This is a genomic window from Gammaproteobacteria bacterium, assembly GCA_009838035.1.
Classification (GTDB): Bacteria; Pseudomonadota; Gammaproteobacteria; order Steroidobacterales; family Foliamicaceae; genus Foliamicus.
Map to the genome: position 1 here is coordinate 81,291 of VXSK01000020.1, position 23,183 is coordinate 104,473.

Annotated in this window: 14 protein-coding genes; 10 read left to right on the plus strand and 4 right to left on the minus strand. The window is 64.7% G+C overall.

The window, feature by feature from the left end:
• Positions 1-2: 2 nt before the first annotated feature.
• Positions 3-6,656: a hypothetical protein gene (locus F4Y72_08990; protein ID MXZ28425.1), complete on the plus strand. Its 6,654-nt coding sequence runs from the start codon at positions 3-5 to the stop codon at positions 6,654-6,656.
• A 49-nt stretch (positions 6,657-6,705) separates the two neighbouring features.
• Positions 6,706-7,806: a TlpA family protein disulfide reductase gene (locus F4Y72_08995; protein MXZ28426.1), complete on the plus strand. Its 1,101-nt coding sequence runs from the start codon at positions 6,706-6,708 to the stop codon at positions 7,804-7,806.
• A 42-nt stretch (positions 7,807-7,848) separates the two neighbouring features.
• Here F4Y72_08995 and F4Y72_09000 read toward each other — a convergent pair whose 3' ends face one another.
• Positions 7,849-8,871, minus strand: coding sequence for a DUF1838 domain-containing protein (locus F4Y72_09000; GenBank protein MXZ28427.1), 1,023 nt, complete (start codon positions 8,869-8,871; stop codon positions 7,849-7,851).
• Between the two features lie 185 nt (positions 8,872-9,056).
• On the opposite strand from F4Y72_09000, the gene F4Y72_09005 reads away from it, so the two are divergent.
• The 7 genes from F4Y72_09005 to F4Y72_09035 all read left to right on the plus strand — a co-directional run bounded on the left by F4Y72_09005 (position 9,057) and on the right by F4Y72_09035 (position 17,733).
• Positions 9,057-9,902 carry a DUF1838 domain-containing protein gene (locus F4Y72_09005; GenBank protein ID MXZ28428.1) on the plus strand — a complete coding sequence of 282 codons (846 nt, stop codon included), beginning with the start codon at positions 9,057-9,059 and terminating at the stop codon, positions 9,900-9,902.
• Positions 9,817-10,923 (plus strand): alpha/beta hydrolase, encoded by a 1,107-nt coding sequence (locus F4Y72_09010; GenBank protein ID MXZ28429.1) that lies wholly within the window; start codon positions 9,817-9,819, stop codon positions 10,921-10,923. The genes F4Y72_09005 and F4Y72_09010 overlap by 86 nt, the downstream gene beginning before the upstream one ends.
• On the plus strand, positions 10,920-12,089 hold the full coding sequence (locus tag F4Y72_09015) for a hypothetical protein (protein MXZ28430.1): 1,170 nt from the start codon (positions 10,920-10,922) through the stop codon (positions 12,087-12,089). Before F4Y72_09010 ends, F4Y72_09015 begins: the two co-directional genes overlap by 4 nt.
• Positions 12,090-12,164: 75 nt before the next feature.
• The gene (locus tag F4Y72_09020) at positions 12,165-14,585 is read left to right on the plus strand and encodes a TonB-dependent receptor (protein ID MXZ28431.1); all 2,421 of its coding nucleotides are present in this window, start codon (positions 12,165-12,167) and stop codon (positions 14,583-14,585) included.
• Between the two features lie 37 nt (positions 14,586-14,622).
• Positions 14,623-15,513, plus strand: coding sequence for an alpha/beta hydrolase (locus tag F4Y72_09025; protein ID MXZ28432.1), 891 nt, complete (start codon positions 14,623-14,625; stop codon positions 15,511-15,513).
• Between the two features lie 100 nt (positions 15,514-15,613).
• On the plus strand, positions 15,614-16,792 hold the full coding sequence (locus tag F4Y72_09030) for a serine hydrolase (GenBank protein MXZ28433.1): 1,179 nt from the start codon (positions 15,614-15,616) through the stop codon (positions 16,790-16,792).
• Positions 16,793-16,800: 8 nt separating this feature from the next.
• Positions 16,801-17,733: a DUF1838 domain-containing protein gene (locus F4Y72_09035; protein ID MXZ28434.1), complete on the plus strand. Its 933-nt coding sequence runs from the start codon at positions 16,801-16,803 to the stop codon at positions 17,731-17,733.
• A 14-nt stretch (positions 17,734-17,747) separates the two neighbouring features.
• Here the strand turns inward: F4Y72_09035 and F4Y72_09040 are convergent, their stop codons facing one another.
• Both F4Y72_09040 and F4Y72_09045 read right to left on the minus strand, forming a co-directional pair.
• Positions 17,748-18,623, minus strand: a complete 876-nt coding sequence (locus tag F4Y72_09040; GenBank protein ID MXZ28435.1) for a hypothetical protein — start codon at positions 18,621-18,623, stop codon at positions 17,748-17,750.
• Positions 18,617-20,254, minus strand: a complete 1,638-nt coding sequence (locus tag F4Y72_09045; protein ID MXZ28436.1) for a glucose-methanol-choline oxidoreductase — start codon at positions 20,252-20,254, stop codon at positions 18,617-18,619. Before F4Y72_09045 ends, F4Y72_09040 begins: the two co-directional genes overlap by 7 nt.
• 338 nt (positions 20,255-20,592) lie before the next feature.
• Here F4Y72_09045 and F4Y72_09050 point away from each other — a divergent pair, with 338 nt between their 5' ends.
• A complete protein-coding gene (locus F4Y72_09050; GenBank protein MXZ28437.1) occupies positions 20,593-21,801 on the plus strand; it encodes an FtsX-like permease family protein in 1,209 nt (402 codons plus the stop codon).
• 161 nt (positions 21,802-21,962) lie between these two features.
• Here the strand turns inward: F4Y72_09050 and F4Y72_09055 are convergent, their stop codons facing one another.
• A complete protein-coding gene (locus F4Y72_09055) occupies positions 21,963-23,183 on the minus strand; it encodes an MFS transporter (GenBank protein ID MXZ28438.1) in 1,221 nt (406 codons plus the stop codon).

The window sequence follows — 23,183 nt, forward strand, 5'->3', positions numbered from 1 at the left end:
CGATGAATAACAGGACACCCCGTTGTTTTCTTGCCCTTGCACTGTTGCTCGCAGTCCTGTGCCTCCCGCCCCCGGCGCAAGCCCAGTCCGCGCTCGCCGAGTTGATTGCCTCGCTTCAGGCTTCCGAGCGCTTCGAGCCCGAGAGAGTCGCCGCGGTCTATCGCGAGACGGTTCTGACCGGCGCCGGCATCGACCGCGCCGTGGCGCGCTTGCGGGCCTATGCGCGCGCCGGCACGCTCAGTCCCCAGGGCCAGGCCGCGTCACATCTGGCAATCGCGCATCTGCAATGGCGCGACGGTGCGATCGAGGACGCGGTGCTGTCCTCGGATCTGGCGCTGGAGAGTTCGCCGACGCGCGAGGCGCTGCTGCTGAAGGCGCGATTACTGGATGCCGGCGGCGATGAGGACGCGGCGCGCGAGTGGTATCAGCGGGCGGCCGAGGCCTACGACGAGGGCGACGAGCAGTGGCTGATCCGCGTGCGCCTGGCAATGATGGATGTCAGTTCGCGCAACGTCGAGGTCCTGGAGGAACTGGCGTCGCAGCGCGACCAGTCCTTCCGCAACCAGGCCGCCGTGGTGCTGGCGCTGCTGGGCCGTCCGGAGCGGGCGATTGAGCTGTACCAGCCCCTGCCCGGGGCGGCCCGGCTCTACCGGCAGTATTTGCGCCTGTCGGAGTGGGCGCTGAGCGCCGGGTCGCATGAGTTGGCCCGCGAGCAGGCCTGGCTCGCCTATGCGGACGCGCCGGTTCGCGTGGATCGCCTCTACGCATTGAGCCTGCTGGCCGAGTCGTACCGCAGCGCCGATGAACTGGCGCTCCTGCTGGCCGACTTGGCCACGCGCGATCCCGCAGACCAGGACCTGCTGCGCCTGCGCGTGGAGACCCTGATCGAGACCGAAGATTACCCGCAGGCGCTCGAACTGTATGGCCAACTGGAAGGTTCGGAAGCCGACATTGCCGAGCGCCGCCGTCTGGTTTCGCTGTATGAGGCAGCCGGCGACACGGACGCGATGGTGAGCGAGTATCGCCGGATGATGGACGCCGAGCCCGCCCAGCCGCAGTGGTATGACGGCCTGGCGGCGCACTATCTCAACGTCGCCGATAACGACGCGGCGCTGGCCGTGTGGGAGACGTTTCAGGAGCGCAACGGCGAACGCGCGGGCGTATTGGTCGAGGGCGGCCGTCTGATGGTTGCGATGGGCTTTGTCGATGAAAGCGTGGCGATGATCGAGCGCCACCTGCAAGCGCACGGTCCGGATGTGGGCGCGCTGTTGTTCCTGTTCGAGACCTGGCTGGACCGCGGCGATGACGAACCGGCGCTTGACGCGCTTGAACGCCTCGAGGAGTTCCTGCCCCCCGACGCTGCCGAGCTGGTGGAGCTGGCCGATGCTTATGAGCGATTGAGCCGGCCGCAGGAAGCGCTGCGGGTGTTCGAGGCCATCCGGGACGTTCGCGGGGAGCTCGGTTACGACGATCAGATGCGTCTGGCCTGGCTGTACACGATCGTGGATCGCAAGACCGAGGCGCTGGATTTGTGGCGCGACATCTGGGTTGGCGTCGAGAGCCCGGCGCGGCGCAGTTTTGCCGAAAGCCAGTTGCTGCTGTTGGCGGCCGAGCTGAGCGCCCTGGGTGACATGGCGGTGGAGCTCGAAGGAATGCTGATGCTGGGCACCGCCAACCGCAACCACATGAATCTCCTGGTGCGCATTTACGTGGAATCCGGCGACAAGCTGTCGGCGACCGAGATCATTGACGAGTATGCCGAGTCGATGGGCGAGGACGCGATCGGCCATCAGCAACTGCTGGCGCACGTGTACATGCTGCTGGAGGACTATCCGGCCCACGACCAGGCCTTGCGCCGCCTGTACGAGATCGACCCCGACAACCGGCTCGATCACATCCAGAGCATTATCCTGAACCTGTTGACGTTCGATCTCGCCACCGGGACCAATGAGCGGCTTGGTGAGATTCAGCGCTGGATCGAGGAGTTGCGTACGTACGACGAAGAAGCCGTAACCGGCGAGTTCGAGGCCAGCATTTTTTCGACCGCGGGTTTTGTCGACCAGGCGGTGGAGGCGTATCGGCGGGCGCTGGTGGAGCAGCCCGAGAACAGCGACAACCTGTTGTTGCTGGCCGACGTCATGGACAACAACGGCCAGACCGACGAGGCGGTGGCGATTCTGCAATTCTTCGCCGAGAACGCCGTCGAGGACAACGACTTCGTTGTGGCGGTGGACGGCGTATTGAACCTGATCGGCACCACGACCTTCTTTCAGCAACCGGACCCCGAAACGCTGGATACCCTGGCCTGGACCCGGCGGGTGATCCTGGAGCGAATCGCGTCTCGCGCGAACCGGTTTTACCTGTACGAGCTTTTGGCCGACATTGCCCGCGAGCAGGGCGACACCGAGGCTTCCTTCCTGGCGCTGGAGAACTCGCTGGCGGAAGCGGGCCTGAGGCGCCCGGCGGTGTTGCGCGAACTGCTCACCATGGCCACGCCGAACACGGGCTTTGGCGGGTTCAGCACCGGCGGCGGCGATATCGACCGGCAACTCAAGTACGGGCGCCGCCTGGTCGGTCTGCGCCAGCAGTTGCCGCCGGAGGTGTATATCGACGTCGGCAAGTCGCTGCTGGCGCGGGAAGACGTCTCGGGCGCCGAGCGGGCCTTCGAGATGATCGACGACATCACCGGGATGATCGACATCGACCGGACCAAGGCGGAGATGTTCGAGGAGGCCGGGTATGACGAGCAGTCGCGGGTGTTCTACAACCGCGCGCTCAACGTCAACCGCGACAGTCTGGAACTTTTGCACAAGACCGGGTTCCTGTACGAGGTGATCGGCCGCGAGGACGTGGCGTTTGAGCGCTATATGCAGGCTATCAGCGACGTGCTCCGCCGCCAGTCCACGATCCTGGCCGCCGGTGCCCGTCCGGTGGACCCCAACTCCTGGCAGGCGATCATGAACCAGCGCACCGACACCACCGTGTCGCGCGAGTATCGCGAGCACTATGCCTCGCTGGAGCAGGGATTGCTGCTGAGTTGGCCTGAGGGCGCGGAAGAGTCCGAGGCGGCGGCCGCGGAACTGAAGGCCCTGTTCGAAACCGAGTTGCGCAATGTGCTCGACCGCACCGAAGATGAGCTGTTGCCGCTCGCCCGCTATGCGCGCCTGGACCGCACGGCCCGGCTGGTTCGAACGGTCGGTTTCTTCCTGGATGACAGGGATCTCGCGCAGTATGCCGACCGCAGGCTGCTGGCGCACTTCGGCGACGACGCCGACTTTGCCGAGCACCTGATCGCGGCGTACGGAGCTGCCGGCCGGCCGCTTCCCGACGGCGTGACCGTCGACGACGACGACGCGCTGGGCGCAATGACGCCGCTGCGAAGGCAGTTGGCCCTGGCCGGGAAACGGGAGGATTTCGAGACCCAATTGCAACTGCTCCGACTGGCCGGCGCCTTCGACGAAATGGAAACGCTGCTGGGCGAGCGGATTCTGGACGGTGAATTCACGGAAGGGCTGGGCTATGCGCTGGGTCTGCTCGGCAAGCCCGAGTTCCGGCGCCTGGCTCTCGCCACATCGTCAAAGCTTCTGGAAGAACGCGACGCGTTCAAGGCGCTGGTGGGTTCGAACGTGGACTTGCTCATTCGGGCGGAGGAAGTGGCCGGGCAGCCCCTGGTGCCGCCGGAGGAAGTCGTTGCGCTGCTGCTGGATCCGGGCGCCGGCGCCGAGCCGGCCAGCCCGTTCGGTTTCAACGACAACAGCGGCTACTGGCAATACCTCGAGGAGCGGGGAAGCACGCAGGACCGGATCCGCTTTCTGCAGGCCGAGGTGGAGGGCGCCGGGTCTGATGGCAATGCCGGCATCTTTTTTCCGGGCAGCGATGCTCTGAGCCGCGTTCGCCCGCTGCTCAAGGAAGAACTGACCGCCGCGCAGCGCAGCGAGGTGGCGGACACGGTCATCGAATACCTGTCCGGCCTCGAGACCAACGATGACAGCGTGTTCTACACGGTCGCCCAGGCAATGATGATCGTTGACGGCCGCCGGGAGAATGCCGAAGTGCTGTACCGCGTTGCCGATTACGTCCGCAATCGCTGGCCGAACATGCCCGACGTGAGACCGTTCCTCGAGGCCATATATGCGGGCCGAAGTGACGAAGCGTTCCGGTTGATCGTCGAGATGGAGGAGAATCTGCCGTCGCCGCAAGGCTTCCCCGTTCGTTTTTTCGCACCCGGGCTGAATGACGCCCTGGAGGCTGCGAGCTCGGAATTGCTCGACAGGATTGCCGCCGGCGAGGAGGTGCCGCTTGATCTGGCCCGCGCGGCCTATGAACGCGAATACTCGTCGCGGTTCTTTTATCGACCGCCAACCATGGACCGGCTGGATCGCCAGGACCTCGTGCTGGACCGGCTTGCCGCGCTGGATCCCGATCCTTCCCGATACCGGGCCGACCGGATCAGTGTGTGGCTCAACCTGGGCTATGCGGACCGCGCCGGCGAAGCGATCGCCGAGGAATACCGGTCGGCGCCGGACGATGCTGCCTGGCGGCTGGCGCATTTCCTGTTTTTCCGTTCGCAGCAGCGCTTCGGGGAAGCGCTCGAAGTCGTTTCGGACGGCGGTGCGGATCTGAGCGATCCCGCGGTCATGCAGCAGGTAATGGCCCGGCAGACGCGGGCGCCCGGCGCGGTTGGCGCGATTATCCGCCAGTTGCAGACCATGCAGCCTGTCGAGGAGGATTCGGGATCCGTATCGGCAGGTTCCGGTCTTCTGGTACTTGGCGGCCCCCAACCGCAAAGCCGTCGGAAAGGTCCTGTAGAGCGGCTGGGCGAGGCGCTGAACGCCGGCGATCACGAGGAAGGACAACGGGCCCTTCGGGAGGCGTGGCGCAGTCTGCTGACGCCCCGCAATTCTCCGTACGGGCCTCCTCCGGGAACCATGCCGCTGACGTTCCTCGCCAGCGGTCTATTGAATACTGCGATGCCGGAGCCCGGGAAGAAGACGTCTGCAAACCGCGGCGGATACTTCAGTGGCGTGGCCTACATCATGACGCCTGCAGGAATGTCGGGGAGTTCAAACGGTCGCGCCATGGGCGAAAAGGCCCCCGAGCGACGCATGTTGTTTGACGCCGTTGCGGAGGCGCCCTACGGCGCTGCCGAACTGGATGCCTTCCTGCGCGCGATTCCGGACGGGACGCGGACGGGATTCCGTCAGCTTTACGAATACCTGGCCAAGGCCTCCGACGACGGCGGGCGGCTGGAGGAACTGTGGAATCGCCTCAACCTCCAGGAAATCACCGATCACGAATTTACGCTGTGGATGATGCTGCGCGACGAGCAGAGAGTTGAATTTGGCCCCGGGGGCCTGCAGGCATTCGAAGCCCGCTTGGCGGCCGTTTCCGATCCCTCGCCGTACCAACTGCTTCTTGCCGCCCGAGTTCTTGCCACGGCCGGTGCGGTGGACCGGTCGGTGGATTACTACAAGCTGGTGGCGGCGCGCAGAATCGAGCACAACGAGTATGGCGACCAGGAGCGCTTCTTTTACGGCTTTTACGGGGGACAACCGAGCCCCGCCAACCTCCTGGAGCTGATCGGTGAAGTTGCGCAGAGACTGCCCTCGGAGGCGGCGCGTGAGGTTCTGGATGCGGTCCTGCTTCTCGCCCGGCCTGCGAAGGAGATGCCGGCCTACGACATGCTGTTCGACGCCTTTCTGATTGCCTCCCTGGAAAAGGTGTACTCGCCGGAGGAAGTGTTCGTGCAGGCGCGGCGCCGGTCCCCGGCTGCTCTGGACTTGCCGGAACGCCTGTACGAATCGGGTGCGTTAAAGGCGGCCGAGTTGGCGCGCGCTTTTGCACGCGCGGGCGACCTGGCGCGCGCAACGGAGATTCTCGGCGCCATGCTGACGGAAGCGGGTCCACCCGCACTTACGCCGGAGGAACAGATGGATATGCGGCTAAGGTTCAGTGCCCAGGCCGCGAGCGCCCTCAGCCTGCTCTACGGTCTTCCGGCAGTGACCCAGCGGTACCAATACCAGGATCAGGGCTATACCGCCGCGCAGGAGGTTCTCAGAAGGCAAATGCGGCTGTTCCCTATGGGTGAGGACGAATGGCCGGGCATGCCGGACTGGGTCGCGGCAGCCACCGACATGCTGCTGGACCTGGTGGCGAGTCGACAGGTGGAACAGTACGACGCACTCCGGTTGCTCGTTCCGCTCGGGATGCGGCAATTGCGTGCGGAAGAACCTGCGCAGGACGTAGGCCTGATGGCCCGCATCCTGCAGAGCATCGAAGCCGGCGGCCGCCCCTTGAGCGCCGAAGGACTCGTGCTGCTTGCTTCCCTTGCGGAAGCGGGCGGAGGATCCCTGCAGTTCGATCGGGTGGCCGGAATACTGGAGGAAGGCCGGCTGCCATGGAAGGAGCGGTTAACGCTGCTGGGCCTGTATCAGGACTCCGACGAGGGGGCGCAACTGCTGGAGCTCGTACGCGCCAACGGCCTCGACAGCGGCCTGGGCGTGTTGCGCGTGCTGCAAACGATCGCCGAGCGGATTGAGGACAGTGCCTACGTCGCTGAATTGCAGGAACGCATCGAGCGGGAAGAGGCGGCCGAGAAGGAACTGACGCCGGACGAAGAGGAAGAGACCCAGGCCGTCGCTATGGCCATCCCCTGATCCTCCGTCGAATGAAACGCAAGGTAAACTCCAACCAGGGAGAACGACCATGAAAAAACATCTGCTAATTGGTTTGTGCTTCGCCGCAAGCGCCGCGCTGGCGTCGGAAAGCGACATCACGGTGACGGCCAGCGGCCTGGACAAGTTCGAAGGCGAGCTGATCGAAATCGGTTACACCGACCCGCGCACCGACGCGGGCTTCGAGGTGCTGGGTATCGCGATCATCCAGGACGGCGAAGCCACGATGAGGATTCCGTTGTCCGAGCCCCTGCTCATCGAATTGAACCTGCTTGCCGGCGCGAAGGCCGACGAGTTCCGGGTACGCGGGATTGCCGAGCCCGGCGGCGAGCATGAGGTCCTGTGGGATTCCGCCACCGACGCGCTCACCTTCAGCGGCGGCGACTACAACGAGATAATCCGCGCCGCGCTGGACGAACCCGGCGAAGCGGCTACCGAATCCCTGCGCGTCATCTATCTTGAGTATGAGGATCCGGTTGCCCGGCTGCTTGCGCTGCGGGCCGCCTGGCAGGACGGCGAGGACGAGGAGCAGGTGAAGGTCATGGAAGAACTGGAGTCGCTGCTGGGTGAGAACCTGACGGTGCAGTTGCTCAAGGTGTTCACGGCCAAACGGGTCGAGGAACTGGCCGAGGCGATCCGCGACTTCACCGCCAACAGCCTGGCCGGCGAGGAAATCCGCCTCTTTGACGTCGTGGCCAGGAATAAATTCACGCTGGTCGAATTCTGGGCTTCCTGGTGCGGGCCGTGCATCGCCGAGATTCCGCACCTCAAGGCGGCCTACGAGCGATTCCGCGAACAGGGATTCGAGATCCTCGCCTTCAACCTGGACGATGAACGCGAAGCCTGGCGCCAGGCGTCCGAGGACGACTACAACATCGAGTGGCTCAACGTGTCGGACGAACTCGCATTCGATAGCCCCGTGGCCAAGATGTATCGCGTCGACGCCATCCCCGCCAGCTTCCTGGTCAGCACCGACGGCGTGACCGTCGGCCGGAACCTCCGCGGCAACGGTCTGCAACTGCGCCTGGAAGAGCTGTTCAAGGAAGAGGCCGCCAAGGCAGCCGCAGCCGAGGCGGAAGCCGCGAACGAGGAGCCCGCCGAACCGAACTCCGGAGAAGCCGTCGAGGAATAACCCTGGGGAGTGCCGTGAGGGCAGTGCCCTCACCCCCGATCGCTACGTGGGGGCGGGTTCGTTCTCCTTCATGTAGACCTCGAACGACGACTCGCTCGGCATGTCCTCGTCGAGTTCGTTGACCAGGTATTCCGGATAGTTCTGCTCGGCGTAGGCGAGGATGTTCGCCGGCAGTTCGTCCAGGCTGCCGAGGCCCCGGGTCGTGCAGCGATAGAACAGCCGGCCCTCGTGCCGGCCCATCATCTGCCACGGAAGCCAGGGGGCCAGGCGGATCCAGGAACCGCTGTGCTTCACGCGATCCAGTGAGGGATTGCGCAAATCGTCGTCGTCGCAGACGTACTCGAACATTTCACAAACGGGCAGGAGTTCGCCAGTCGATTCCCGCACCCAGACCTCGGGGTCGAGCAGGTTGGGCACCACGCCGCGGAAGTCCAGCCATACGGAAGTCTGATCGCCGCTGGTCTGCCAGTTCAGGATGAAGGGATTGCTGGGGTCGTCGGACGCGCGGTAGTTGGGGAACTTGAAGAACATTTCGCCGGTCTGGTCTCCCACCGGCGCCTGGGAGCGGAAATTGGGCCCGAACACGCCCTTGACCATGCGATTGTGGATGTGCATGACCTTGTTGGTCTCCCCGGTGTACGGGTTGTCCCAGGTCTCGATGATCTCGTTGGTCCTGAGATCCTTGTAGAAGCCCACTTCCTTCCAGAAGCTTGCGAAGGCGCCGTTCTCCTGACGCACCGTATAGCCCAGGCCGAAGCCTTCCAGGCCGAACAGCGCATCGGGCGTATTGTTCGGCAGCATTCCGAACACCAGGCCCGAGTACCAGCCATGCACCCAGTCTCGGTCCTTCAGCGAATTCGTCAGCTTGAAATACGCTTCCAGGTTGTCCATGGGGTTCATCCAGTCGTAGTCGATACGGTCCTGGGCCTGATCCTGGCCCCCGTCCTCGGCCTGATTCTGGTCCTGGCCCTGGCCGCAGCCGGGCAGGGCTGAGGCGGCCGCGAGAGCGGCGCCCCCCAACAGGATATTGCGCCGACTGAACGGTGAATCGAATTGGTGCGGCATGACAGTCCTCCCGGTTGATGCGCGTATTCGTGGCCCGTGAGTCTAGACAGGCCGAGGTTCGTTTGCAATCGGCTCGGGCTTCCTGAGGACATGCTAGAGTCCCAAGCGCGCCTCGCGCTGGAGGTGGCCGACCGGCTCTGTTGGCCGGCCGTATTATTGGCCGCTGACAAATCGGGAGGAAACGCATGAAACGCAGAACGGCACTCGGTCTTATCGGAGCGGCCGCCGCCGCGCCCCTGGTGAGGGTTCCGGCAGCGCGCGCGGAGATGCTGGATCTGGATCCGTCCGATCCGCACCACACGCTCATGATCACGCGCAAGCTCGCGCATACGATGGACGACAGCATCGTCTACTGGTGGGCGAAATTGCTGCGGATGGCCGTGGTAGACAAGATAGCGACCCCGCTTTGGGACGTCCATGTGGGCGCATTGCTGAAGACCCGGGACGCCGGCGAGAACGGCGCATACGAAACGACGGCCATCAGCATGGTCTTCTACACCGACCTGGAGACCGGCGAATTCCTGGAAACCTTCAAAAACCCGTTTACGGGCCAGGAGGTCGAGGTCGGCTATTTCCCGGCCAGGCCGGCGACGCAGGTGCGCAGCATCGATGAGTACCCGAAGGAGCGGCCGGCCGGGGAAGGGTTCAGGAGCATCCGCATCCATCCGCTCGGACCGGCCGTGATCGAGGGTGACGACGTATGGGTTCGGGACGACGCCATTTTCCGCATGGAACCCGAGACGCCGGAGGCCGGCCGGCCGTTTCGCGGCAACGACTGGAGTACCTATCACGGTTCGCTGAAGGACGTGGCCAATCCGGAAGTCCTGAATGCGCCGGCAACCTGGCACTTCAACGACATCCTGAGTTACCTGCCCTGGATGGGCATGGGCGACAGGCCCGGCGACTACGTCTCGCGCGGTTTCGGGCGCAAGGTTTCGTCTTTCGATGCGATGCCGGAAAGGCTGCGGGGACTCATCCGCACCAGGCACCCGGAGATTTACAACGACCCCGCGGGCGCGCTTGAGGGATAGAAGCATGAAACCGGGTCCGCACCGGGTCGCACTGCCTGCCTGCCTTGCGGCCGTTGGTGCGATGGCGGCATCTGCCTGTTCCCCGGAGGTGGAGACCAGCGCCGAACCGGTTTCCGCCGGCACGATCAGCTATGAGGATATCGTCGCGAAGTACGCGGACCCGGATTCCCGATTCGTTGTGCTGGAAGGCAACGACGGCATCAACGTCCACTACAAGGATGAGGGATCGGGTCCCGCGGTTCTGCTCGTGCACAGTTCGACGGGCGATCTCAAGGACTACGACGTCTGGGTGGACATTCTGAGCGCGGACTATCGCGTCGTGCGGCTTGATCTTCCGGCATTCGGTCTGACCGGTCCGGTGCCGAGCGGCAACTACTCCGTGGACCGGTTCCTGACGCTGGTGGACAGCCTGATGGACCACCTGGGCATCGAGCGGTTCGCGATCGCCGGCGCCTCCTACGGGGGTCTGGTAGCGTTCCGATATGCCGGCACCCGAACCGATCGCGTGACCGGCCTGGTGCTGCTGAACTCGGCGGGCATCGAGTACGGCGGCCGCGGCGGCACCACGGAGCGCGTCCGTGACACGTCCACGGCGTTCATGCCGAAACGCTACACGATCGAGGAAATGGGCGCCAACCTGCGTTACTCGGTCAACGACCACGGCAACATTACCGAGGATCTGATCCAGCGCAAGACCGACTACTGGAACGTAATCGGCCGCGACCGGGAAGGGTTCATTGCCATGCAGATGTACGAGCGGGGGAACCCGGAACGGGTGCTGGCCCGGGTCCGCGCGCCGGCGCTGGTCATGTGGGGCGGCGACAGCAGGGCGCTGTCGCCGGAAACGGCACAGGCGTTCGTCGATGCGATGAAGAACGCGGCGAGCACGGAAAAGATCATCTTCGAGGGCGGCGGGCACTTCCTGCATATTTCGAGGCCGGAAGCCACCGGCCGTGCCGTGAAGGCGTTTCTGGACCGCGAGTTCGGATCCCCGGCGAATCAACCAGGAGAAAAAACATGAGTGAGAAGCTCGGCAAGAACGATACCCCGGAGTCATTGAGGCGCCGGCAGTTGTTGACCGCCGGATCCGCCGGCGCGGTGGCCCTGGCATTGGGGGGCCGGGCGGCGAGTGCGGACGACGCGGCCGCCGATGGTGGCGGTTCCGTGAGCGTGGCTGCCGACGGCGACTACGAGCGGGTGCCGCTGCGCAAGGACACGGTGCGGGTGACCGCCGTGCAGTCCATCATGCGGGCCGTTCGCAACACGCAAAACCCCGGGCCCGAGATGAAGGCCAACCTCGACCACATGCTCGACATGATCGACAAGGCCAACGGCTTTCCGGGTCGGCAGGACCTGATCTGCTTCCACGAACAGCCGATCATGGGCTGGAACCCGTGGACGCGCGAAGAGGTCCTGCGCGTGGCCATCGAAATACCGGGGCCGGAAACCGAGGCGCTGGGCAAAAAAGCGAAGGAGTACGGCTGTTACATCACCTTCGGCACCTATGCAAAAAACGCGGACTGGCCGGGTCATCTGCTGCTGAACGGCGTGCTGATAGGTCCCGAGGGCAACGTGGTCGCCAATCACTGGAAAACCAACAATATTCGCGGCTTCATTCCCGGCTGGGACATCTTCACGACCGGGATCTACGACGTGCTCGACCGCTATCGCGAGATGTACGGCGAGGACGCCGTTTTGCCGGTCGCGCGCACCGATATCGGCAATATCTCCTGCACGATTACGCCAAGGCAGCCGGACATCGTCCGCGCGCTGGCCATGAAGGGCCTCGAAATCCGCCTGAGTTCGTCTTCGGGAGGTTACAGCCTTACCGAGGCCCAGGTCATCGCCGGGCACAACCGGCTCTGGAGCGTGGTATGCAACCAGTCCGTTTCGCCGGAGCAGCCGGGCTTTCCGGAGTTCTCGGGTTCGGGCGACACGGCCATCTTCGATCCGCGCGGAACCATCGCGGCGCGCGCCAGGTCGGTGCACGAGGAATTCGTCAGGACCACCATCCCGATGGCGGCTTTCCGCCGCTCGCGCACCATTCCGCCCGGAGTCCCGATGGAAATGCTTCGCCCGGTTTACGATCGGTATGTTCCGCGTGACGGATCAAACGGCCAGGCGTCGTATCTCCCCGCGGACGGGGCGGACGCATCGCGGCATTTCGGGAGCATCCGGAACTGGTAGTCGATCCGAATATCTGGACTCCATGGCGTGATTGCGGTTATTCCGATCACTACTTAGAATGGCATTTCAAGACTAATGGGAGGACGCATCATGCGTAGTCTGCACAATCGCCTCTTGCTGGGCGGCGCCCTAATGAGTCTTTTCGCTGCCGACATGGCAGTCATGGCGCAGGACCTTGCACTTGAAGAAATCGTGGTTACGGCGCGCAAGCGCGACGAGTCGATCCAGGACATCCCGCTGAGCGTCACGGCTTTCGGGTCTGAGCAGCTCAGGGAGCAGCAGATCACGGACGTCGAGGACATGCTTCAGTTCGTCCCGGGTGTGCACATGAGCAACCACACCGGAAACCGCAACAATCCGGCGATCCGGTTCCGCGCCATCGACCCGCCCTCGAGCGTGCGCAGCACGCAGACATCGTCCGCGTTCGTGGACGGCGTCTATCTGCCGGGAACCAGCCAGTGGCTGTCGATGAACGACATCGAGCGCGTTGAGGTCGTGAAAGGCCCGCAAAGCGCCTTCTTCGGCCGCGCCACCTTCGGCGGCGCCATCAATTTCATCAGCAGGACGCCGGGCGACGAATTCAACGGCGACATCAATCTGATCGTTGGCGATAATGGCCGCGCGGATGCGTGGGTCAGCGCCGAGGGTCCGCTCGTGGAAGACCGGCTGTATGTCCGGGCCTCCGGCCGCTTCTACACCTACGATGGGGCCTGGACGAACGAGCACCCCACCGGCGGCGATCTGGGCTCCCAGCAGACGAACGCCGGCAGCGTGACCCTGTACGCCACGCCCACGGAAGATCTCTCCATCAAGCTGCGTCATGTGCGAACCGAAGATGACGACGGGCTGGCCGTTCAGTTTTTGGTCAAGGGCGAGAACAACAATTGCGGACCGTTCACCACCAACGGCGTTACGGGGAGATCGAATTATTACTGCGGGACGCTGAGCCGAGACCTGATCTCCAACGGCATTTCCATCGACACGTCGCCCCCGGAGGACTTCGTGTACAAGGACAACATGGGCCTGGACCGCACAACCGAACTCACCAGCCTGAATATCGACTGGGACATCGGCGGCTACACCGTGAGTTCTGTGACGGGCCGATACCGCGAGGACACGGCGGAGTTGCGCGAACTCCTCACGGACGAACTCCTGGTCTACATTGGGTGGAAGGACGAGTCGTGGTCGCAGGAACTGCGCCTGAGCTCGCCCCAGGACAAACGGCTGCGCTGGATGGTGGGTGCCTACTATCTCGACCTGACATACGGCAAGGAAGGCCTAAGCGCCTTCCCCTGCCCGGGCGCTGCTGGGCCCTTCTGCTTCGACCCCACTATCCGCGCGCGTAGCGGAAGAGGCGGCCGCGGCCTCTTCGGGCCCAGTCCAGCCGTCGCCGAGAACGTCGAAAACCAGGCGATATTCGGCAGCGTGGCTTATGACCTTACCGAGCAGCTTACCGTCAGCCTTGAGTTCCGGTACGAAGAGGAAACGCTTGCGAACGCCTCCTCCGTGACTCAGGAGGCCATGCCGCTGGATCCGAACGACCCCATCGGCACGGCCCAGCCTTTCGGCGGCGCCGAGATTGACCTGGCCGCCGATTTCGAGGCGGAGTTGCCGCGCGTCATCGTGGACTACAAATTGACCGAGAACACCCTGCTCTATGCAAGCTATGCGAAGGGTAACAATCCCGGCGGCTTCAACCCCGAGGTCATTCAATTGGAGCCTACTGTCGCCTTTCCGGCGTTTTTCGCGGCGGAAGGCATCGGCAAGGAAGTCCTGCAGGCGGAGTTGGACTCCTGGGAGTTCGGTGGCAAGCACACCCTTGCCGACGGCCGGGGCTTCCTGAACGGTGCGGTCTATGTCATGCAATGGAGAAACCAGCGCTTCCGGGGATTCACCCGGGACGTGGACAGCAACGGTGACGGCGTTTTCATCATCGGGTCGGACCGGATCGGCCCACAGGTCGATTACAACAGTAACGGCAGTACCGACATCTGGGGGTTTGAGCTGGCGGGTAGCTGGGCGTTCAGCGACAACTGGGTCGGCACCGCGTCCTATAACTACAACAAGAGCGACATCAAGGTGTATCAGGATGGCATCAATGCGCGGGTCTATGGCAGCGGGGATGCAAGCGGCTTCGAGGTCGCGCGCTCACCGGATCATGCTGCGACCCTGGCTGTCGACTTCAACATGCCCGCCGACAACGTATGGGGCGGGGACGGCGAGTGGTTCGCCCGCTGGGATGCCTGGTACCAGTCATCGACCTGGAATTGGGTCGTGAACCTCGCCAAGACCGAGGAGGCGGTGCTGCAGAATATTCGCGGCGGCTGGCGCAACGACCGCTACAGCGTTATGTTGTGGATCGAGAACCTGACCGACGACGACTCCGTGCTGGCATCGCAGCGGACCACGGGCAGTTTCCTGTCGGGCACGCTGGGCTACCAGCTGACCCTGCCCGAGCCGCGCACCTACGGCCTGACGCTGGCCGCGAGCTTCTAGAATTCTGCGAAGAGTCCTACCGCTCGCTGTGTTGCTGATGGCGGCGCTGCTTCCGCAGCGCTCGCCGGCGGACTGGGACTACCGTACCGTCGAAGGCGCGGGCGGCGTCCCCCTGAACGTCGTAACGGCAGGGGACCCGTCCTCGCCCGCGATCCTGCTGATTCACGGCTTCGGACAGAGCCACTACAGCTTCGTCCATCAGCTCAATTCCGATCTGGCCGACGATAATTTCCTTGTGGCCTTCGACTTGAGGGGGCATGGCGCGTCCGGCAAGCCGTGGGCCGCGGAAGACTACACCGAGCACACGGTCTGGGCCGAGGACGTCGCCGCCGTGGTCTCGGCCACCGGCATTGAACGGCCGGTGGTCGTCGCCTGGTCGTACGGCACGATGATCGCAATGGACTATATCCGCGAGCATGGCATCAGCGGCATCGCCGGGATCATTCTCACCGGTGGCCAGGGCGGCCTGAAGCCGTTGCGGATGCCCGGAACGGACGACCCGGACATGGCGGAGCTCGGGGAGATTCGCGTACTGCAGCAAAGCCGGGACCTGGCCGACAATATCCGCGCCGGCGAACGGGTGATTGATCTGTTGACCGCGTCACCCTTACCCGAGCGCGAGCGGGAGTTGTTCCGGTCACTCGGCCTGATGGTGCCGGCCTATGTCCGCCGCGCCATGGTGCACCGGCGCCTGGACAATCAGGACCTCGTGGATCGGCTCTCCTTGCCGGTGCTGTTTGCCCTGGGCGCGGAGGACAACCCCTTCCAGCTTGAAGACGCAGCCGAACTCGCGGCAAGCCGCGAGAACGTGAGCCTCACCATCTACGAAGAGGCCGGGCACTCGGTGTTCCTCGAACAGCCCCAACGCTTCAACGACCAACTGCGCCGCTTCGCGGAGCGCGTCCGCGCCTCCGCGTCGCTCGAGTGAGGGCGGTAGCCCTCAAGGTGCCCCTGGGGGGGAGGGCGTCCCGCCCTCCAGGAAGGCGAGACGCCTTCCCTCCCGGGTTATTACGCGGGAGCAGATCGGGATGCGCCGCGTAGTCGTTTTCATCGCCATTGCCGCCGCCGTGGCCGTCCTGGCTGCGGTGCTGTTCGTTGACTGGCGGTTCTGGTACCGCTGGTACACGCTGCCGGAGGACCCCGGCGAGTGGCCGGCGAGCTATTACCAGCCTGTCGTGGAGGTTCCCGGCAATCCCGGGGAATTCTTCCCGGCGGCTGGCGTGGCGGAACTCACGATCGACGCCGGCGCCCTGGAGGCGGCTGCGTCCTGGACCGAGCAACACAACAGCGTTGCGCTTTTGGTGCTGCACCGGGGCGTAGTGCAGCTTGAGCGTTACTGGCAAGACATCGGCCCCGAATCGTTGTTCACCGGCCGGGCGATGACCCGGTCGCTGCTTCCCCCGCTGGTCGCGATCGCAATCGAGGAGGGCGCCGTCAAATCGCTGGACGATCCGGTAGGCCGCTATCTTCCGGAATGGAGCGATGACGACCGGGGGCGGATCACGGTACGCCAGTTGTTGCGGAACCTCAGCGGGCTCGAGAACCCGCCGCTGGCCGGAGATCCGGATCCCTACGCCAAGAACGCCCGCATATCGCTGGGTTCCGATTTTCGCGCCGCGGCGCTGGATTTCGACCTCGAAAACACTCCGGGCGAGTTCTTCGCTTTCTCCAACGCCAATGCCCAGCTGGTGGGAGCGGTGCTGGAGTCCGCAACGGGCGAGCCCTACGAGGACTATCTGAACAGCAGGCTGTGGGCCCCGCTGGGCGCCGGCCCGGCGCAGATCTACATGGACCGGCCGGGCGGCATGCCCGCGGTCTATTGCTGCTATCGCGCCACGCCCAGGGACTGGTTGCGCTACGGCGCCGCGCTGGCCGCGGGTGGCCGCGTGGCGGACCGCCGGCTCTGGCCGGAGGGCTGGGTGGAGGAGATGACCGCAGGTTCGGGCATCTATCCGAATTACGGTTACCAGATCTGGGTGGGGAATCCGACCGGCAGCGGCCGGCGCTACGTCCAGGACCGCGAGCAGGCCGCGCCGCACGGGCCGCCGATCGAAGCCGACGGCGTATTTTTCCTGGAGGGCGGCGGCTTTCGCACCATGTATGTCATGCCGGACGAGGAGCTGGTGATACTGCGGCTGGGTTATTTCCATCCCGACTGGCTCACTTCCACGCTGCCCAACCTGGTCCTGGCCGGACTCACCGAATAAGGAATCCCATGTCAAAAATCAGGCCGCTTGTTTCCCCGAAACCGAAGCCCGGCGTATCGGCTACCCGCCGACAGTTGTGTCAATCGCTGGTTGCCGGCGCGGCCCTGGTCGGCCCGGGACTGCTTCCGCTGAACGCGTCCGCATCCGCGGACCTCGATCTGAGCAGCGACCGCGACCTGTTACGCGCCTTGGTCAAGATGCGCGGCAGCCTGGATTCCGGGCTCGTGATCGGCTGGCTGCGGGCGAAGAGATTCGCGGTGTCCCAGGGCCGGATCGAACCGCTTTGCGGGTTCCTGGCCGCGGTTTTCAGCCGGTTTCGGCAGGTCTCCGATGAATTGTTCGAGGCCATCGTGCTGGAAATTACCCATTACACCGATTTCGAGACCGGCGCCCTTCTGGATCGACTGGCCATGCCGTTCGCGGGCCACACAGTGGAGGTGCCGGCATTCCGTTTTGGTCCCGCAAGCACCCGGTATGCGGTGCGGCTTGATGAAGAAGACGAGTTCGAGCCCGAGCCGGACAGCACGCAGGGCGCTTTCTCGCCCGCCGCTTCGATTCTGATGACCAAGTCCATTCACCGGGAACGGATTCACGCGGGAATCCTGTACCTGCGTCACGAGGAGCATGGCCGGGTCAAGCCCAGGGACAGCGATTTGCCCGGCATGTTCTACAAGGAATCGACGGTCTGGTCCGCGCCGCTGGACGAAGTGCTCGATCCGAACCTGACCCGCGTGGATGCCCGAGTGAACTACTCGGCGATGACCAGCTGGCGGCCGTGGATGCATATGGGCGACATTCCCGGCCATACCGCGTCCAACGGCTTTGGCGCAAGGGCGCGGTCGGTCGCGGATCTGCCGGACGATTTTCTGCGCTACACGCGGGAACTGCATCCGGACGTGTTGGAGGACCCGGAAGCCGTGCTGGACACGTTTGAGGGGTAGAGGACCCGGCTGCCCTAAAGGTCGAACGGGATCGGGCGTTCGAATTCGCCCCAGCGCGGCTCCAGCAGTTCGGGGTATTCGCGCTCCATGCGGTCGAGAAACTCGCGCGGCAGTTCCGATGGGGAATTGATTTTCTTGCCATCCCAGAAGCCCGCCAGGTGGCCCATGCCTTCCGGCATCTTCAGCCAGGCGGGATGTTCGAAGGCGTAGTGTCCGCAGAAGTGGGCGGGCAGCGACGTGATGGTCTCGTTTGCGAACAGGTCGAATTCCACCCAGTTGCAGGAATTCTCGATGTGCGTGGCCGGCCAGTCCGGCGGAGCGCTGCGAACCAGGTCCATCTTGATCAGGTCGTTCTCGATCCGGAACTTGCGGTAGGGAGACTGGACGAACCCGTCGCCCGCCAGGTTGCGAAAACCGATCGGGCTTCCGATGGTTCCCGGATCGGTCAGCAGCGGCGTCACCGGCACCTCGACCCGCTCGCCCGTTATGGGATTGGTCACGGAATCGGTAAATTCGTTGGTGTGGAGGTCCCGCGGCAATGAAATATTGTGCGCGTGGATGCGGTAGTTGTAGTCGCCGAGATGGCGGAAATAGCTGTACTCGATACCCTCGTAGCGGATCAGGGGCTCCGGGCGCCGTCCCCCGGGGATGACGAAGACCAGCCAGTGGTACCAGGTCAGGGTCGTGCCCTGCTCGTCGACCAGGTCCCGCTCCATGCGCATCTGCGCGCGAAACTCCTCCACCGGGTCGTCGAAATAGAGGAATTCGGAAACGACTGGGCTGACCGGCGGCTCGACCGATTTGGGTGCGGCGGCCTCAAGAACCCGTGCACCCAGCAGGGAGCCGGTCGCGCCGGCCGTGGCGGTAACGAAAGTGCGTCTGTTTACCATGGTTCGTCTTCTCCCTTGTCGTTTCGGCGCCCTTCGGGCTGGCCCTGACGGATGAAATCCGCCGCCCGTTCCCCGATCATCATCGCGGTCGCGTTGGTGTTGCCGCTGGTCAGGCTGGGCATCACCGAAGCGTCGGCGACGCGCAGCCCGTCGACGCCGCGAACGGTCAGGTCGGACCGGGTGACCGCGAGTCTGTCCGTGCCCATTTTGCACGTGCCGACGGGGTGGTAGCCGAGAAAGGCGGTACGGCGCAGGTAGTCGCGCCAATCGTCGCCGCTTTGCACCTCGGGCCCGGGCAGCCGCTCGCCGATTCGGTAGGGCGCGAACGCCGGGCCGTTGAGTATTTCACGGACCTGCCGGCACCCCGCGATCAGCCGGCCCATGTCGTCGTCGTCCAGCAGCGCGTGAGAGATGACCGGCGGCGCATCCGGGTCCGCGCTGCGCAGTCGTATGCTGCCCCGGGACCGGGGATGGGACACGTTGATCGCGGCGGAGATGGCCGGCCGGTCATAAGGGATCACGCCTTCTTCCGAGAAGCTGAAGGCATATGGGCCGAGCTGCACCTGGATGTCGGGCCGCGGCTCGCTCGGAGCGGATCGGATGAAGGCCACTGCGTGGGGGTACGGACTGGTGGCGGGGCCGCGACCGAACAGCAGCCAGTTCAATCCGTGCAAGACGATCTTCCAGCTGTTGATCTCGGTGTTGTAGGTGGACACGTTCACGTCGATGCCCACCATGCCCTCGGGGTGCTCCTGGAGGTTCGCGCCGACGCCCGGGAGGTCTTTTACGATTTCGATGCCGGCGTCGCGCAGTTGCCCGGCCGGGCCGATCCCGGACAGCATCAGCAACTTGGGCGAGGCGATCGCGCCGGCGCACAGAATCACCTCGCGGCCGGCTTCGGCGCGATGCATACGGCCGCCTCTTCGATACTCCACGCCCGCGCAGCGGCCGTTCTCGAACAGCAGCCGCCGGCACACGCTGTGCGTACGGATGGCGAGATTCCGGCGCCGGCGCACGGGATGCAGATAAGCCCTCGCAGCGTTGTAGCGGCGGCCGCGCTGCTGATTCACTTCGGTATAAGCCACGCCTTCCTGGGTGCGGCCGTTGTAGTCGTCGTTGAGCGTCAATCCCGACTCGACGGCGGCCTGCACGAAGATGTGCGCCAGCGGATGCGTTGTACGCAGCGCCGCGGTGCGGACCGGACCGGTGCGGCCCCGATAACGGTCGTCTCCGAGAGGCGTGGATTCCATGCGCCTGAAGAACGGCAGCACGTCGGCATAAGCCCATCCGGGGCAGCCTTCCGCGGCCCAGCGGTCAAAGTCGTAGTCCGCGCCGCGCACGTACAGCATGCCGTTGATCGAACTGCTGCCGCCCAGGGTCTTGCCGGCCGGCCACAGGTCTACGCGATCGTTGCGGCTGGGATCGGGCTCCGCCTGATAACACCAGTCGAGCCGGGGATTGCCGATGGCGCGGATGATCGCCGCCGGCATCCGGATATACAGCGAGCGGTCGTCCCCGCCGGCCTCCAGCAGCAATACCCGCGTGTCCGGGTCCGCGGACAGGCGGTTCGCAACGGCACAGCCCGCCGAACCGGCGCCCACGACGATGTAGTCCCAGGAACTGACGGACAAAACCTCGCTGCTGATTCAGAAAAGCGGATCATACGAGACGCGGCCGCAACTCCGCTAACCCTCGGTTCCTCTTGCACACCGGTTCCGGGAACCGCCAGCGAGCACATCCCTGTGGGCTCGGCGTCGGCATCCTGCCTCCGACGTTCCCGGAACCGGTGTGCAAGAGGAACCTTTAGCAGGCGGCGCCGGCTAAAGCCCTTCGTTCGTCCCCCTCCTCGTAGGAGCGTTGGAGCAGGACAGCGAGAATCGAGCCAGGGATGGCGTCTCCAACGAGGAGGGGGACGAACGAAGGGCGAGGAAGCACGCGAACGAAGGACTAATGGTCTATTCTTTGCAGAATGTTCTTTCTTGACGTGCTGAGGCAGGCGCTGGAATCGATCGGCGCCAACCTGTTTCGCGCCCTGCTGACGATGCTGGGCATGATCATCGGCGTCGCGGCGGTGGTGACCATGGTTTCGCTGGGTACCGGCGCGCAGCGTGCGGTGGAGGAACAGATGGAGGCGCTGGGGGCCGACATCCTGGCGGTCACCAATTCCCAGCGGCGGTTCTGGGGCGTGTCGCTGGAGAACAGCAGTCTGGGCGTGGACGACGCCTCGGCGCTGCGAAGGGACGCGCGCCATCTTGAGCGAGTGGTGCCCAGGATCACTCAGCGCCTGCAGTTCGAGTTCGGCAACAGCAACACCCGCGTTGAGCTGATCGGATCCACCACCGAGTATCCCGAGCTGCACCGCTACGAAATTGCCGCCGGGAGGATGTTCGTTCCGCAGGAAGAGGAGGCGCGCCTGCGCGTGGCGGTGCTCGGAAGCGAGGTTCCCGGGAAGCTGGAAACCACGGCGAGCGCGCTGCTGGGGCAGAGCGTGCTGTTGGGCGGGGTTCCGTTCACTGTGATCGGCGTCCTGGAGGAAACCGGCTCGGTCGGCATGCAGAATCCCAATGACGATGTGCTTGTGCCGCTGTCCACGGCGCAGTACCGGGTAACCGGCAGTGACCGGCTCGAAAGCATGGACGTGCAGATCCGCTCCGGCTCGGCAGTGGAGCAGGCGCTGGTGGACGTGGAGCGCATTCTGCGCCGCGAGCACCGGATCCGCCCTGGCGAGGACAACGATTTCGGGATCCTGGACCGCAAGCAGTTTCTGGAGGTTCGCGAGGAAACCACCCGTATCTTCGCCCTGCTGCTTCCGGCAATCGCGGGGGTCAGCCTGGTGGTGGGCGGAATCGGCATCATGAACATCATGCTCGTGACGGTGGCAGAACGCACCCGCGAAATCGGCGTGCGCCGGGCGATAGGCGCGACCCGCGGCGCGATCATGTCGCAGATCCTGGTCGAATCCTCGCTGCTGTGCCTGCTCGGCGGCTTGCTGGGCGTGGCCGCCGGCTGGGGAGCCTCGAAACTGCTGGCGGAGTTCTTCAACTGGCAGACCGTGGTGGCGGCGGAATCGATCGGGGTCGGACTGGGCTGCAGCCTGCTGATCGGCATCGTCTTCGGCCTGTGGCCCGCCCGCCGCGCCTCAACGCTGGACCCCATCGAAGCCCTGCGCCACGAATAATCGGACAGCCGCTGCGGAAGCCTTTTTCCTGCCCGTCCCGTCAGGGAGCGTTGGAGCAGGGACAGCGAGAATCGAGCCAGGATGGCGTCTCCCGGACGGGACGGGCAGGAAAAAGGCGAGGGCCGCACGAACGTAACTTGACTCGCCCTTTGCGGGCCTCGTCAGGACGCGCCGGCAACCTCTGGATTGGGGATTCGCGGCATCCAGAGCAGGGTGGCCAGTCCCAGCACCGCCGCCACCCCGCCCCAGTACACGGTGGCCGTGGTCAAACCGATCGACTGGGCCCAACCTCCGAGCGCCGCGCTGCCCAGCGCCACGCCGCCGAAAGCAACGACGCTCCACAAGCTCATGACGCGCCCCCGGTATTTTTCCTCGACCACCGCCTGGGTGAGCGTTTGCGATCCCACGCCGCAAATGGTCAGGGCGCATCCGAAGAACGGCAGTTGCAGCATGGCGAGCCAGAAATTGCCGGTAAAGCCGAAGGCAACGATCAGCAGGCCGGCCAGCGCCACGCAAATGGCGGCCGATGTGCGAAGCTGCTTCAGGTCCTTGTTCCGGGCCACCCAGAAGCCACCCGCTACCGCCCCCACGCCGAAAGAGGAAATCAGCAGTGACATTCCGTCGCTGCCCCGTTGAAAGACTTCGTCGGCGTACGGCGCCATGAGCTCGAACAGCGCCCGTCCGAAGGTGGCGCCAATCAACACGAGAACAAGGTAGTAGCGGATTGCGGGATGGCGCAGGGTGTAACTGACGCCGTCGCGCAGCAGGCGGGCCAGTCCGATCTGCCGTTCCAGTTCGCGCGCCACCGGCTGCAGCTTCAGGTCCCAGAGCACCCATGCCATGCCGAGAAAGGTGGCGGTGCTGATCGCGAACGCCGGCGCCAGACCGAAAAACTTGATGATGTAGCCGCCGAGCACCGGGCCGATGACGCGCGCGACGTTGAAACTCACCGCGCCCAGTCCCACGGCGCTGGCGAGTTGCATGGACGGCACCAGGTTGGCCATCAGGGCTAGGCGCATGGGCGTATAGCCGCCGCTGAACACGCCGAAGGACAGCGCGAGCAGGAACAGCGCGGCCGGCGTCATGAGGCCGAGGGCCGACAGGGCGAACAGGCCGGCAGTGACGCCGATGTTGAGCACGTTGAAGGTCTGCGCCGCCCTGCGCCGGTCCCAGCGGTCGGCGTATGCGCCGAATACCGGTCCCAGCACGGCCACCGGGAAATACGCCGCAAACGCCACCGCCGCGACGAAAAACTCCGACTCGGTCAGCTGCCAGGCCTGCCATCCCAGCGACAGCCGCAGGATCCACAGGCCATGCGTGGTGATGGTGCTGCCGATCAGGAAACGGCGATAGGCGGGCGTTGATAATGCGGAGCTGGACAT

Coding starts and splice junctions, on each gene's coding strand:
- F4Y72_08995 (MXZ28426.1), top strand. CDS start 6,706: ATGAAAAAACATCTGCTAATTGGTTTGTGCTTCGCCGCAAGCGCCGCG.
- F4Y72_09010 (MXZ28429.1), top strand. CDS start 9,817: ATGCGATGCCGGAAAGGCTGCGGGGACTCATCCGCACCAGGCACCCGG.
- F4Y72_09050 (MXZ28437.1), top strand. CDS start 20,593: ATGTTCTTTCTTGACGTGCTGAGGCAGGCGCTGGAATCGATCGGCGCC.
- F4Y72_09055 (MXZ28438.1), bottom strand. CDS start 23,183: ATGTCCAGCTCCGCATTATCAACGCCCGCCTATCGCCGTTTCCTGATC.
- F4Y72_09020 (MXZ28431.1), top strand. CDS start 12,165: ATGGGAGGACGCATCATGCGTAGTCTGCACAATCGCCTCTTGCTGGGC.
- F4Y72_09015 (MXZ28430.1), top strand. CDS start 10,920: ATGAGTGAGAAGCTCGGCAAGAACGATACCCCGGAGTCATTGAGGCGC.
- F4Y72_09025 (MXZ28432.1), top strand. CDS start 14,623: ATGGCGGCGCTGCTTCCGCAGCGCTCGCCGGCGGACTGGGACTACCGT.
- F4Y72_09035 (MXZ28434.1), top strand. CDS start 16,801: ATGTCAAAAATCAGGCCGCTTGTTTCCCCGAAACCGAAGCCCGGCGTA.
- F4Y72_09030 (MXZ28433.1), top strand. CDS start 15,614: ATGCGCCGCGTAGTCGTTTTCATCGCCATTGCCGCCGCCGTGGCCGTC.
- F4Y72_08990 (MXZ28425.1), top strand. CDS start 3: ATGAATAACAGGACACCCCGTTGTTTTCTTGCCCTTGCACTGTTGCTC.
- F4Y72_09005 (MXZ28428.1), top strand. CDS start 9,057: ATGAAACGCAGAACGGCACTCGGTCTTATCGGAGCGGCCGCCGCCGCG.
- F4Y72_09040 (MXZ28435.1), bottom strand. CDS start 18,623: ATGGTAAACAGACGCACTTTCGTTACCGCCACGGCCGGCGCGACCGGC.
- F4Y72_09000 (MXZ28427.1), bottom strand. CDS start 8,871: ATGCCGCACCAATTCGATTCACCGTTCAGTCGGCGCAATATCCTGTTG.